A 12,047-nucleotide genomic window follows, 5' to 3' on the forward strand; every position below is an offset into this window, starting at 1 on the left:
GTCCTGCAGGATCCGACCCAAGCACGGGAGTCGGCCATGACGACGCTTCTCCCCAACGGCAGCAGAGCAATCGTGGACACCCGAAAGATTGAGGATTACTGCCTGAACTCTGCGCATCCACGAGGCCGGCACAAGGCACGCGTCTTTCGGGACGCGCTCGACCTTGAACGTGGTGACGCCCTTTGGCTACGCGACGCGCTTCTGGCAGCCGCACTCTCTCACGAGGCCGTTCAAACTTCAGCAGACCGTTGGGGAACCTATTGGCGTGTCGACATATTGCTCAGGCGACACGAGAAGCGATCTGTGGTAAGAACAATTTGGATCATCCGGGCCGGTGACGACCGACCGGCATTCGTTACCTGTTGGGTGCTATGATGGGTATGAGCAGCAAGGAGACGCGGGCGCCGGCAGTTCTAGACGTCGTTGCCCTGCTGTCTGACCTTCCAGAGCATCGATTGGCGCGTGGGAACGTAGGCACGATCGTTGCCGAATTGGACGATGAGTCGGTACTGGTCGAGTTCAGCGACGATGGCGGGCAGACATATGCCATCTCGCCCTGCCAGCGATCGGAGCTTCTCGCCTTGCACTACATTCCGGAAGCAGCCTGAGCGCTCCGCTCCTACTCGTTCCGCGCGATCGTCGTCAGCTTGGCCATGTTCTTGAGCAGGATGCGGCCGCGCTGCAGGTCGAGGATCGCTTCCTTGCGCCAGGCCTGAAGCTGGCGGTTGACGCTCTCGCGCGCGGCGCCGACGAAGATGCCGAGCTGCTCCTGCGAGATGTGCACCTCGGAGCCGAAATCGGCCGCGAGCGCGCAAAGCCGCCGCGCCAGCCGCACCGGCAGGGGCTGCAGCATGGATTCCTCCATGCGCTCGCTCTGCCAGCGGATGCGCTGGCAGAGCAGCATGATGATCTTGATCGCGACCTTCGGCTCGCGTTCGAGGAAGGCGAGAAAATCCTCCCGCCGCAGTACGAACAATTCGCTCGCCTCTCCCGCGGTGGCATCCGCGGTGCGGTTCTGACCGTCGAGCACCGCGACCTCGCCGAACAGGTCGCCCGGCCCCATGAAGTTGAGCGTCAGGCGGCTGCCGTCGGAGGCGCCGGTCTCGATGCGGACCTGGCCGCGGCGCACGCCGTACAGCGCATCGCCGGCGTCGCCCTTCTGAAACAGCACCTCGCCGTTCGAAAGATGCTGGGTGTGGCAGAGATTTGACAACCGCTGCAGCTCGTCCGCGCCGAGATCCGCGAACATCGGGTTCATCTTCAGAATGACCGCAAATTCGGCCTGCTTGCTCATCACAATACCTTTGGCAATTCCATTGGAACCATGGCGACGACAATCGCGGAAACCCGCAGGACAGAAGTGTGTCATAAGTCACATAACTTTGCAGCATCTCCTGGTTATTTTTGGCGGCTTGGAGCGGTCCGCTCTCCCGGGATAAGCTTGTGGGCAACGGACGGGCGCCGAGCCCGGCCGGGATCGGCGCCGCCAGCGACGTTTGGAAACTCGACATGAGAGCAGTGAAATTCGCCGGCGCTGCGGTCGCCGCCGTCATCGTCGTGATCTCGCTCCTGCTGGTGATCGGAATACCGTCGGGCTTCCTGGCCTCGACGATCGCCTCGCGGGTCGAAAGCGCCACCGGCTATCGCATGACGATCGCAGGCAGCACCAGGATCAGCCTGTGGCCGACGCTGCAGATCACCCTGAACGACATCACGCTGCAGGACCCGAAGGACCGCAGCGGCATCAGCCGCCTGACGATCGACAGCGTCAAGGCCGACATGACGCTCGCAAGCGCCTGGTCGGGTCATCCGCGCGTGAGCGAACTCGTCGTCACCCATCCCGTGCTCCATCAGCAACTGCTGCGCGAACGCCTGCCGAACACCGGCGCGGCGCCGAAGCCGGCCATAGACACCGGCGGCGTGAGCATCGATCGCATCAAGGTCATAGGCGGCGAGATCGCGTTCTCGGCGGTGCGCGACCGCGTCGAGAGCCGGATCACGGCCATCGACGCCGATATGATCGTCGGCGGCGCCCGCAAGGTGATGATCACGGGCACCGCGCGCCCGGGCGAACACGCGCTGAAATTCGACGTCAGGGCCAGCCTGCCCGCCGCGCCGGTCGAGCGGCAGACGACGCCGGTCGACTTCGCGATCGACATGCCCGACCTGCTGCACGCCCCGCTCAAGGGGCGTACCGACGTCCGGCTGAACGGGCAGATCCTGATGTTCAACGGCGTCAGCGGCAGCCTCGGCGACGGCTCGTTCAACGGCTGGGCCTCGGTCGACATCGCGAGCAAGCCGCTGGTCAAGCTCGATCTCGATTTCCAGCGGCTCGAGGTTCCCCTTGCGAAATCGACGGCGCCAGCGTCGCAGCCCTGGAGCGATGCGCCGATCGACGTCTCCGGGCTCAACTATTTCGACGCGCAGGTGCGGATCTCGGCAAGCGAGGCCAGGATCGGCGATGCGCGGCTCGCGCCGCTGGCGATCGATACCAGGCTCGCCGGCGGGGTGGTGAAGGCGGGCACGACCAATCTCGGCGCCTATGGCGGCCAGGTCAGCGGCGAGGTGATCCTGGACGCGACCTCGGGCGCACCGAGCTTTGCCATGCATTCCGATCTCGTCGGCGTCCGCGCGCTGCCGCTCCTCAACGGCCTTGCCGGCTTCGACCGGCTCGACGGCAAGCTGCAGGCCAAGATCGCGGTGCGCTCGGGCGGCACCAGCCAGCGCGCGCTGATGTCGAACATGCAGGGCACCGTGTTCGCCAATTTCCAGGACGGCGCCATTCGGGGCATCAACGTCGCGCAGATGATCCGCTCGCTGACCACCAGCACGCTGTCCGGCTGGCAGGAGAACGAGACGCTGAGCACCGACCTCACGCAGCTCTCCGCCTCGTTCCGCATCGACAAGGGGCGGGCGGTGACGACCGATCTCAACCTGGTCGGCCCGCTGGTCAAGGTGACCGGCGCCGGCACGGTCGATCTCGGCACCAAGCTGATGGCGTTCCGCGTCGAGCCGAAACTCGTGATGACGACGGAGGGCCAGGGGCGCGCATCCGACCCGATCGGCTTCGGCATTCCCGTGATGATCGACGGCCCGTGGTCGCAGCCGCGGATCTACCCCGACATGGCCGGCGTGCTGGACAATCCGGATGCGGCCTATGCCAAGCTGCGCGAGATGGGCAAGGGCCTGTTCGGCCCCGGCGGCGCCGGGCTCGGCAGTCTGCTCGGGGGGCTCGGGCTTGGCGGCAGCAGCGCGCCGGGCAGCGCCCCCAATGATCCCAACCAGCCGGGGCAGCAGCCCGCGCAGGGCGGCCTGCTCGGCGGCGGGCTCGGCGAAGCCCTGGGCAACCTGATCCAGCAGGGACTGTCCGGCTCGGGCGGCACCGGCAGCGGAAGCGGCTCCGGCCACAGCCGCAGCATCCCGACCACGCCGACCGCGCCGGACGCGCAAGCGCCGCCGGCGCCGCCCACGAGCGACGAGCCGCAGGACAGCCAGCCGATGAATGACGTGCTGCGCCAGCTGTTTAACCGCTGATTTCGGGCGGCGCGCACCCAATTCGCACCGTTTGCTGGGCTCCCCCTCCTCGGCCTCCCCCCACAAGGGGGGAGGGAGCGGGAGCGCAGTGCTTGTGCTAGAACGGCCCGATCCGGCACCGCCGGCGCATGGGGATCCGGATGGCGGGAGCGAAGGAAAGGGTCTGGTTTCTCCGCGAGGGCCTGTTCGCCAAATATGTCGTCTCCCTCGTCGGCCTCGTCGTGTTCGTGCTCGCGGTCAACGGCGCGATGGAGACCTGGATCTCCTATCGCGGCACCCGGACGACGCTGACCTCCGGCATGGAGGAGAAGGCGCAGGCGACCGCGAAGCGGATCGAGCAGTCGCTCTCCGAGCTCGAGCGCCAGATCAGCTCGGTGACGCGCGCGAGCCTCGACACCATCGACAAGCGCCGCACCGGCTACGCCCAGCTCCTCAACTCGGTCGCCGCGGTGAGCCAGCTTTCCCAGCTCAACGGCGAGGGCCGCGAGGTGCTGCGCCTGTCGCGGGTGTCGGCGACCGTCGGCAGCAATGCGGACCTGTCGCGCGACCTGCGCTTCATCGACACCGTGACCCACGGGCTGAGCTACGCGCCCGCCTATTTCTCGGAGGGACACCCCTTCATGTCGATCTCGGTGGCGCATTCGGGCTTCAATGCCGGCGTCACCGTCGCCGACATCGATCTCTCCTTCCTCGCCGACTTCCTGTCCGACACCCAGGTCGGCAAGGTCGCGTCGGCCTACGTGGTCGATCCGCACGGCAAGGTGCTGGCGGCTTCCTCGAGGGGACCCGAGGTCGGCCGGGATCTGGCAAGACTGTCGCAGGTGGCGGAGGCCATCGCCGATCGCGAGCCGGTCTCCTCCGGCACCGACGTCAACGGCCACGCCGTGCTGACCGCGGCAAGCCCGGTGCCAAAGCTCGGCTGGACCGTGCTGGTCGAGCAGCCGGCGGCGCAGGCGCTCAACCCCATCCGCGACCAGCTCGTGCGCATCGCGCTTCTGATCGGCATGGGCCTCCTGGTCGCGATCCTCGCCGGCGCGTTCCTGGCGCGACGCATGCTGATCCCGATCCACGCGCTCAGCGCCGGCGCGCACCGCCTCGGCGAAGGCGATTTCAGCCACCGCATCGACGTCAAGACCGCCGACGAGTTGGAGGGGCTGGCCAGGCAGTTCAACAGCATGGCCGGCCAGCTGCAGGAGACCTACTCTAACCTGGAATCCAAAGTCGAGGAGCGCACGCGCGACCTCGCGCAGTCCATCAACGAGCTGAAGGTGCTCGAGGAGGTCGGCCGCGCGGTCGCCTCCTCGCTCGATCTCGGCGCCGTGCTGCCGACGATCGCCGCCCGGGCGCTGGAGATCAGCCACGCCGACGCGGTGCTGATCTACGGCTATGACGCCGACGCGCACCGCTTCACGCTGGTGGAGGCGAACGGCATCGACCGCGCCGCCGACGGCGCCCATCTCACCATCGAGGAAGGCACCAACATCCTGAGCGATGCCGCCCAGAGCGGCGAGCCGATCGCGATCGCCGATCTCGACCGCGCCGCCGGGCAGCCCTTGCGCGACGTCGCGGTCAAGGCCGGCTTCCACTCGGTGCTGGCGGTGCCGCTCCTCGACCAGCAGGGCACGCTCGGCGCGCTGGTGGTGCTGCGCCGGGCCGCCGGCGAGTTCGCGCCGGGCCTGACCGGATTGATGCGCACCTTCGCGAACCAGGCGGTGCTGGCGATGCGCAATGCGCGCCTGTTCACCGAGGTCGACCACAAGGGCCGCGAACTCGCGGCCGCGCACGACACCGTGCAGCAGCAGGCGGCAAAGCTCAAGGAGCAAACCGAGCAGCTCAAGAACTGGAATCGCTCGCTGGAGGAGCGGGTCGAGAAGCAGCTCGGCGAGATCGGCCGCATCAAGCGGCTGGAGCGCTTCCTCGCGCCGCAGGTGGCCCAGCTCATCGCCTCCTCCGACGGCCACGACGCGCTGCTCGACAGCCACCGCCGGGAGGTCACCGTGGTGTTCTGCGACCTGCGCGGCTTCACCGCCTTCACCGAGACGACCGAGCCGGAAGAGGCGATGAACGTGCTGCGCGAATATCACGCCGCGCTCGGCGAATTGATCTTCCGCTACGAGGGCACGCTCGACCGCTACGCCGGCGACGGCGTGATGATCCTGTTCAACGCGCCCATTCAATTTGCCGACCACACGAGGCGCGCGGTGAAGATGGCAGTGGAGATGCGCGACACGATCGGCGCATTGACCGAGAAGTGGAAGAACCGCGGCCATTCGCTCGGCTTCGGCGTCGGCATTGCGCTCGGCTACGCCACGCTCGGCCAGATCGGCTTCGAGCAGCGGCTGGAATATGCCGCGATCGGCAGCGTCACCAACCTCGCCTCGCGGCTTTGCGACGAGGCCAAGGCCGGCCAGATCGTGGCGAGCCGCCGCGTCTACGGCATGGTCGAGCCATTCGTCGAAGCGCGGCCGCTCGACGATCTCCAGCTCAAGGGCTTCAACCACCCGGTGCTGGCGATGGAGATCCTGAGCTGGCACGAGGCGGCCGAGGCCGGTGGCGGCGTGGCCGATGCGGCGGCGGCGCGGGCGCGGATGTGAGGACGGGGGTCTGCCCGTCAAAATCTGCGGTTCAACCCCATGCACAGTGAAAAGAGGGCCGGGCCGTCGCCACAGAAAGGTATTATATTACATTTTGTGGCTGAGGGGGCCGGGCAGCGTTGTCCGATCGAAGGACTCAGTCACGCGCGCCGCGCGCCAGCTTCCAGACTTTTGCGACGAGGGTTTGAGCGTTCACGGCACGCTCCCGAAAAATGGATTGACGATCGAGAGCCCGCCGATGCTGCGGCCGTGCTGCATGTCTTCGCTGTAGAGCGTGTCACAGCCGGCCTCGATCGCGGCGGCAACGATGAGCGCGTCATAGAATGCAAGCGCGTGATTGCTTGCGAGAACGAGTGCTGTGGCGTGGATGTCGGCGGTAAGCGGCACGATATCGGGAAAGCGAAACCGGATGGACCGGACGGCAGCCTCGATGACCGGCCAATCCTGCTTCTGCTTGTTGCGCAGCACGTTGGTGAACTCGTTGAGCACCTGTGCGCTGATGACGCCGCCACCGGCAATCGTGGCCAATGCCCGGTGGCGCCGAACGTCGGTCGAATAAGCATAGATGAGGATATTGCTATCGAAGAACGGGCTCACCGCTCGTTCGCCTCGTCACGATCGAACTTGTAACCTTCGGGCAGAGGAAACCGGAACTGGTCGACCTGCCGGAGAAACTCCGCCCGCTTATCGACCTTTTCCACCGAGATCCGGCCTTTCGAGGCTTCCACCACGTCGAGCTCGTCTCCGGGCGAGAGCTTCAGCGCTTCGACCAGCGCTTTGGGCAGGCGAATTGCGAGGCTGTTGCCCCACTTGGAAACCTGCATCGCAGCCTCCAGGATATCCTATTTATGAACGTATATCATAGGCAGGATATCATTGCAATCAAGTGGCCATCGCCTGTGCTTTGGCTCGTCCCCGTGCCGGAGCCGGCGATACGATGGCTCACTTGCCTCGGGCAGCGGGAAGGTTGCGAGTCCAGCGAGTGCCGAGTTCGCGGCTACCCGCCTCCCCGACCCTCCGCCACGGCGCCGCGCGCGGCTGGCAGATCGCTCGCGGTCCGCTTCGGCCCCAGCGCCTCGAACTGCGCCTTCTGCTCGTCGCTGAGGTTGTAGTTGAAGTCGTCGAGCGCGTCGCTCGTGTCCTTCACGGCCTGCAGCATGGCGGAGAGGCGCGCCTTCACCGCGGCGAGGCGGGCCGGCATGGTCGCCAGCGGCTCGCGCGGGCAGGCGGCATTGAGCGGATCGAGGAAGCGCAGGGCCGTGTCCTCCAGCACTTCGAGCGCGGCGCGCTGGGTCACGTCGAGGTGCAGGCTGGCGGCGATGTCGTCGATCGGCCATTGCGAGGCCGCGAACTGCCTGGCCTGCTGCTCCATCTGCAGCGCCTGCTGCATCTGCGCGCGCTGGTCCTGCGGCTGCTGCGGCCGATCAGCCGACAAGGCGGCCTGGCAGGCCGTCGGCAATTGCGGCGGCGGCCTGTTCGCGGCCTGCATCAGGCGCGGCGGAGCGGCGAGCGCGGCGATGCGCTTTTCCTGCTTCGGCTCCAGGAGCTCGTCGAACTTCGCGAGCGGCGGCGCGACGACGGCGGCCGCCTCGAGCATCGCCTCGATGCGCGCCCGCATCACGCCGAGCCGGTCGAGGCCGGTTAGCGCTCCCTGCGTCTGGCAGTGGGTGCGGATGATCGCATCCGCCGTGCGCCAGGCGGTGGCGAGATCATCGAGCGCGGCGGCCTGCGCCTCGTTCGGCTCGATCGCCTTCGTGATGCGCTCGACCGGCAGGCCGCCATCGCTCTCCTCGGTGCCGCAGAACCGCTCCAGCGGCGGCACCCTTCGCGAGCGGCGCGGCGAAGCGAACGCCGACAGTTCGGCCGGCGCGTAAGGCGAAAACACCGCGGCGTGGATGTCGGTGTAGCCGTAGGACCAGAAGGACGCGCCGCTGCCGAAGAGGACGGCATCGAGGAGATCGTCGTCGGCGAACGGCCAGAACAGCGGACCGACCCAGCCGTAGGAGCCGTCGGCATGCGCCCACCAGCCGGCCCGCGCGCGACCGCCATGCCAGCCGGCGAGCGCCGCGACCGCGGTCAATTGCCCGCGCACGGCAGCGCTGGAGAGCGGCCGCGCGGCATCGACCGCGCCGCGCAGGTCCTGCGGATGCATCGCGGTGCGGATGCGGCCGTGGCGCACATGCATGCGCGCATGGCGGATGCCGGCGATGCCGAGCATGCGCCCCATCGCCGAGCGCAGCACGCCGACCGGACCGCCGCGAATGCGGAAGCCGGCCTCGGCCGCGGTCGAGCCGGCCAGCGCGAATGCGACCAGCGCCATGCCGGCGAGCGCCGCTGTCCCGCGAGACCTCGACACGGTTCCTTCCTCCGCTCGAACGCCGCACCACGTCACGGCGATGACGCGCGAGGGAACTGAAAGTTCCAGGCTTTTCGGCGGCGGGATGGCGAAGAACGCACGCGCGCAAGCGCGTCCCTTCACCTTCTCCCGCAAGGGAAGAAGGGAAGAAGCTCCGCCCTCAATTATGCGGCAGCACGAAGGTCTGGCCGGGATAGATCAGGTCGGGGTTGTGGATCTTGTCGCGGTTGGCGTTGAAGATCAGCGAATAGCGCGCGCCGTCGCCATAGGTGCGGCGGCTGATCGCCCACAGGCTGTCGCCGCGGGAAACGATGCGGCTCGCGCGGCTGGCGGCGAGCGCGCCGGTCGGGGCATCCGCGAGCGCGGCCTTCGGCGCCACCGCGTCAGCGTCGGATGCGGCGGCGACGCTGGCGCGCGGGGCGGGGCGCGCGGGCGGCGGCGCCGCCTCGGCGAGCGTCACCGGCACCTTTGCCGTGGATTGCGTCACCGCGCCATCGGGCGACTTCGCGCGCAGCGACAGCTCGTAGCTGCCGCCGGGCAGCTTTGGCGGGGTCATGACGAACTGGCCGCTGCCGTCGGCGACCACGGTGTCGAGCGCCTGGCCGTCGCGCATCAACTCGACGCGCGCGCCGGGCGCGGCGCGGCCGGCGATGACGGCGACGCCATCGTCGCCGACGCGCGCGACGTCGAAGCTCGGCCCGGCCTGCTTCGGCGCCGGTGCGAGCGGGGCGACATTGGGCAGCGCGGCGGCCTGCTTTGCGGTCGCGGCGAGCGTGCCGGCCGCCGGCGTCGACGCGGCGGGAGGTGCGGCAGGCGCGGCCTGCACGGCGGCGGGCTTGGAATCGGCGGACTTGGAGTCGGCGGACTTGGAGTCGGCAGATTTGGAGTCGGCGGATTTGGAATCGGCGGGCTTGGTTTCGACCTTGGCCTCGGCCGTCGGTGCGACCGGCGCGCCGGCGGCGGCGACCCTGGTCTCCGCCCGGGTCTCAGGCCTGGTCTCCGGTTTGGCCTCCGGCTTCACGCGGGCAAGCTCGGTCTTCGTGCCGCCGGTTACGAGATCCCGCAGCTCGCGCGGGCCGATCACCAGCACGGCGCCGATCACGGCGAGGATCGAGAAGACGATGAAGGCCTTCGGCGTGGTCAACATGGGTCCGGCCCCGGGGTCAGTTCGTCAAGACGTCGAGCAGGTGCAAACCTGCGCCGATTTCCGCCCGCCATCAAGCGCCGCGAGCACCCGTTCCGGCGCGGGCCGTTCTTGGCAAAATTCCCCGTCAGTCTGCACCGGACCACCGGTTTGGCCGCCATGGTGCCTTGCGGCGATGTCCCGGCAAAACCTAAGTAAACATCCGTAGTTTTGGCGGCGGCCCGGGCTGGTCATATTGCCGCATATGGACCGTCAAATCGTCTTCAAATGCCCGGCGACCGGCATGAACGTGCAGCACCGGCTGACCGACGCGCCGGCCGATGTCGCGGAGACGCACATCTCGGTCGCCTGTCCGGCCTGCACGCGGCTGCACCTGATCAACCGCACGACCGGCAAGCTGCTCGGCGAGCGGCTGCGCTAGGTTTCGCCTCGTCCGGCTACGCCCGACTTCGCTCCTTCATCTGCGCCGTCACGTCCTCGACGTGATGCAGCAGGAACACCAGCTGGCCGGCGCCGTCATGCAGCGGCGAATTGATCGGCTGCCAGTAGCGCTCGACGAAGGCCCCGCCGGCGTCGCGGATGTCGTAGCGCTGCACTGCCATGGCGTGCGCCCGGCCGGTCTCGCCGACGATCCTCAGCGACGTGTAGAGATTGCTGACGCCGTCGGCGAGCGGATCGTCCGGATTGTCGGGAAAGATCTCGAACAGCGACTTGCCGGCGACGTCGGCGCGGCGGGTGAAGGTCGCCGCCGCATAGGCGTCGTTGACGTCGACGATGGTCAGCCCCGGACCGGGATCCAGCAGCATGTAGGGATGCGGCGACTGGTCGAACTCCGGCTGAAACTGCCGCCGGATCCCCGCCACATCGGCATGCTGGCGCCTTCGCTGCTCCAGGGGCGAGGGATCGGCGCCGGTCGCGGCCGAGTTCAGCAGCGCGAGGTCGCGCCGCGCCGAGGCCAGCAGGGACTGCAGGGTGCGCTCGACCGTCGGGTCCGCCGTCTCGTTCAACAGTCTTTCGAAATGAGCGATGTTCTGCTCACAGACGAAGCGCTGCATGATCCCCTCGACCTCTGATGCGCGCGGCCCTTCGGCCATCGACCCCGGCTGTCGCACGGCGACGGCGCCGCCCCAACCCTACTCCAATACAGCCCATCCGGCAGATCAAAATTAGGGCGGCGACCTGCGCTTTGGTACAGGCCGATTGCGACGGCCGCGCAGGGCACCGGCGAACCTCGGCTCCGATCGCGCGACCAATCAGGGACTTCCTGCTGCTGCTGGCTGCGGCATCGCACCCGCCTCCCGAGCCGGCCATGGTCCGGCCCGCCGCCATCTGCTATTCGAACAGGCCAGCCACACACTCGGACATGCCGATGCGTCATATGACCCGCCCGATTCTGCCCGCCCTCGCCGGCCTTCTCTTGCTCGGCGTCCAGTCCGCGGCGGCCGCCGAGAACGATGCGCCCAGGGGCCCGGCCGTCACGGTGCTGAAGGCGGCAAAGTCCTGCTTCAACGACATCGTCGAGGCGTCCGGCACGATCATCGCCCGCGACGAGACCGCGGTGCGTCCGGAGCGGCCGGGACTGAAGGTTGCGGACGTGCTGGCCGAAGCCGGCGACACCGTCAACGCCGGCCAGCTCCTGGCGAAGCTCGCGCTGCCCGAAGGCGGCACGGTGCAGGTCACCGCGCCGGTGGCCGGCGTGATCTCGGCCTCCACCGCGCAGATCGGCGCGCCGGCCTCGGGCCGCGGCGAAGCGCTGTTCTCGATCGTCACGCGGAGCGAGTATGACCTGGTCGGGCTGGTGCCGACCTCGGACGTGCGGAAGCTCGCGGTGAACCAGCAGGCCACGGTACGCATCGCCGGCGCCGGCGACCTCGACGGCAAGGTGCGGCGCATCGGACCGACGATCCAGCCCGCCATCCAGCAGGGCATGGTCTATATCGGCATCTCGACGCCGCGGCGACTCCTGATCAACGCGTCCGGGCGCGCGCTGATCAAGACCGGGCAGAGCTGCAACGTCGCCGTTCCCCTCACCGCCGTGCAGTACTCGCCCGCCGGCACCGTGGTGCAGGTGATCCGCCGCAACCGCGTCGAGACCAAGCGCGTCGAGATGGGGCTGTTGTCCGGCGGCCAGGTCGAGATCCGCGAAGGCCTCAACGAAGGCGACATCGTCGTCGCCCGCGCCGGCGCGCTCTTGCGCGAAGGCGATCCGGTGCGCCCGGCAATGGCCAGCGCCGAGACGAAGTAGCGCTTCTAGGCAAGACTTCGTAGGGTAGGCGAGGGCACAAAGCGCCGTGCCCACCAATCCTGGGCACGCTTTCGCTTTGCCCACTCTACGACTACGTGCTGCGCTGCGTCCGGGGCACGAGATTGCGTGTGGAAAAAAACTAACCGCCGGCGTCGCTGAGGCGGACGTCTTCGC

12 protein-coding genes are annotated in these 12,047 nt (G+C 68.1%); 6 read left to right on the forward strand and 6 right to left on the reverse strand.

The features are described 5' to 3' along the window. Positions 1 to 36: 36 nt before the first annotated feature. Positions 37 to 375, forward strand: a complete 339-nt coding sequence (locus tag KGM94_RS25265) for a DUF6883 domain-containing protein (RefSeq protein WP_366526214.1) — start codon at positions 37 to 39, stop codon at positions 373 to 375. 5 nt (positions 376 to 380) lie between these two features. Then, on the forward strand, positions 381 to 608 hold the full coding sequence (locus KGM94_RS25270) for a DUF4926 domain-containing protein (protein ID WP_366526215.1): 228 nt from the start codon (positions 381 to 383) through the stop codon (positions 606 to 608). 11 nt (positions 609 to 619) lie between these two features. Here the strand turns inward: KGM94_RS25270 and KGM94_RS05820 are convergent, their stop codons facing one another. Continuing rightward, positions 620 to 1,294 carry a Crp/Fnr family transcriptional regulator gene (locus KGM94_RS05820; RefSeq protein WP_300255851.1) on the reverse strand — a complete coding sequence of 225 codons (675 nt, stop codon included), beginning with the start codon at positions 1,292 to 1,294 and terminating at the stop codon, positions 620 to 622. Between the two features lie 215 nt (positions 1,295 to 1,509). Between KGM94_RS05820 and KGM94_RS05825 the strand changes: the two genes are divergently transcribed. Both KGM94_RS05825 and KGM94_RS05830 read left to right on the forward strand, forming a co-directional pair. Beyond that, complete coding sequence (locus KGM94_RS05825; RefSeq protein ID WP_300255853.1) at positions 1,510 to 3,534, forward strand: AsmA family protein; 2,025 nt, start codon at positions 1,510 to 1,512, stop codon at positions 3,532 to 3,534. A 140-nt stretch (positions 3,535 to 3,674) separates the two neighbouring features. Further along, entirely contained in the window at positions 3,675 to 6,128 is a 2,454-nt protein-coding gene (locus tag KGM94_RS05830) for an adenylate/guanylate cyclase domain-containing protein (protein WP_300255855.1), read from the forward strand. A 192-nt stretch (positions 6,129 to 6,320) separates the two neighbouring features. Here the strand turns inward: KGM94_RS05830 and KGM94_RS05835 are convergent, their stop codons facing one another. The 4 genes from KGM94_RS05835 to KGM94_RS05850 form a co-directional block, all read right to left on the reverse strand. Next, the gene (locus KGM94_RS05835) at positions 6,321 to 6,725 is read right to left on the reverse strand and encodes a PIN domain-containing protein (protein WP_300255857.1); all 405 of its coding nucleotides are present in this window, start codon (positions 6,723 to 6,725) and stop codon (positions 6,321 to 6,323) included. Beyond that, complete coding sequence (locus KGM94_RS05840; protein WP_300255859.1) at positions 6,722 to 6,952, reverse strand: AbrB/MazE/SpoVT family DNA-binding domain-containing protein; 231 nt, start codon at positions 6,950 to 6,952, stop codon at positions 6,722 to 6,724. Before KGM94_RS05840 ends, KGM94_RS05835 begins: the two co-directional genes overlap by 4 nt. Before the next feature lie 173 nt (positions 6,953 to 7,125). Beyond that, complete coding sequence (locus tag KGM94_RS05845) at positions 7,126 to 8,484, reverse strand: Spy/CpxP family protein refolding chaperone (RefSeq protein WP_300255860.1); 1,359 nt, start codon at positions 8,482 to 8,484, stop codon at positions 7,126 to 7,128. 160 nt (positions 8,485 to 8,644) lie between these two features. Beyond that, complete coding sequence (locus KGM94_RS05850) at positions 8,645 to 9,631, reverse strand: LysM peptidoglycan-binding domain-containing protein (protein WP_300255862.1); 987 nt, start codon at positions 9,629 to 9,631, stop codon at positions 8,645 to 8,647. A gap of 280 nt (positions 9,632 to 9,911) precedes the next feature. Between KGM94_RS05850 and KGM94_RS05855 the strand changes: the two genes are divergently transcribed. Continuing rightward, positions 9,912 to 10,049 carry a hypothetical protein gene (locus KGM94_RS05855; protein ID WP_300255864.1) on the forward strand — a complete coding sequence of 46 codons (138 nt, stop codon included), beginning with the start codon at positions 9,912 to 9,914 and terminating at the stop codon, positions 10,047 to 10,049. 16 nt (positions 10,050 to 10,065) lie between these two features. On the opposite strand, the gene KGM94_RS05860 is transcribed toward KGM94_RS05855, so the two are convergent. After that, positions 10,066 to 10,683 (reverse strand): PAS domain-containing protein, encoded by a 618-nt coding sequence (locus tag KGM94_RS05860; RefSeq protein WP_300255866.1) that lies wholly within the window; start codon positions 10,681 to 10,683, stop codon positions 10,066 to 10,068. A gap of 323 nt (positions 10,684 to 11,006) precedes the next feature. Between KGM94_RS05860 and KGM94_RS05865 the strand changes: the two genes are divergently transcribed. Continuing rightward, a complete protein-coding gene (locus tag KGM94_RS05865) occupies positions 11,007 to 11,873 on the forward strand; it encodes an HlyD family efflux transporter periplasmic adaptor subunit (protein WP_300255868.1) in 867 nt (288 codons plus the stop codon). The last annotated feature ends 174 nt before the right edge of the window (positions 11,874 to 12,047 follow it).

This window comes from Bradyrhizobium sp. (assembly GCF_028868675.1).
GTDB lineage: Bacteria > Pseudomonadota > Alphaproteobacteria > Rhizobiales > Xanthobacteraceae > Bradyrhizobium.